The sequence below is a fragment of the Streptomyces lucensis JCM 4490 genome, from assembly GCF_014650035.1.
GTDB classification, from domain to species: Bacteria; Actinomycetota; Actinomycetes; order Streptomycetales; family Streptomycetaceae; genus Streptomyces; species Streptomyces lucensis.
The window spans coordinates 1-1,045 of sequence record NZ_BMUE01000052.1 but is presented as its reverse complement, the minus strand read 5'-3'; the positions used below and the strand labels follow the sequence as shown (position 1 = coordinate 1,045).

Here is a 1,045-nt window from a genome sequence, read left to right as displayed (position 1 = left end):
CTCAAGACTCCTACGCGCACAGCGGATAGGGACCGAACTGTCTCACGACGTTCTAAACCCAGCTCGCGTACCGCTTTAATGGGCGAACAGCCCAACCCTTGGGACCGACTCCAGCCCCAGGATGCGACGAGCCGACATCGAGGTGCCAAACCATCCCGTCGATATGGACTCTTGGGGAAGATCAGCCTGTTATCCCCGGGGTACCTTTTATCCGTTGAGCGACGGCGCTTCCACAAGCCACCGCCGGATCACTAGTCCCGACTTTCGTCCCTGCTCGACCCGTCGGTCTCACAGTCAAGCTCCCTTGTGCACTTACACTCAACACCTGATTGCCAACCAGGCTGAGGGAACCTTTGGGCGCCTCCGTTACCCTTTAGGAGGCAACCGCCCCAGTTAAACTACCCATCAGACACTGTCCCTGATCCGGATCACGGACCCAGGTTAGACATCCAGCACGACCAGACTGGTATTTCAACGACGACTCCACCCACACTGGCGTGTGAGCTTCAAAGTCTCCCAGCTATCCTACACAAGCCGAACCGAACACCAATATCAAACTGTAGTAAAGGTCCCGGGGTCTTTCCGTCCTGCTGCGCGAAACGAGCATCTTTACTCGTAGTGCAATTTCACCGGGCCTATGGTTGAGACAGTCGAGAAGTCGTTACGCCATTCGTGCAGGTCGGAACTTACCCGACAAGGAATTTCGCTACCTTAGGATGGTTATAGTTACCACCGCCGTTTACTGGCGCTTAAGTTCTCAGCTTCGCCCTGACGAATCAGAGCTAACCGGTCCCCTTAACGTTCCAGCACCGGGCAGGCGTCAGTCCGTATACATCGCCTTACGGCTTCGCACGGACCTGTGTTTTTAGTAAACAGTCGCTTCTCGCTGGTCTCTGCGGCCACCCCCAGCTCACGGAGTAAATCCGATCACCGAGCGTGGCCCCCCTTCTCCCGAAGTTACGGGGGCATTTTGCCGAGTTCCTTAACCATAGTTCACCCGAACGCCTCGGTATTCTCTACCTGACCACCTGAGTCGGTTTAGGGT

1 rRNA gene is annotated in these 1,045 nt (G+C 56.0%); it reads right to left on the bottom strand.

Annotation, left to right across the window (positions count from 1 at the left end):
• Positions 1–1,045, bottom strand: a 23S ribosomal RNA gene (locus IE177_RS34600); the annotation flags it as partial.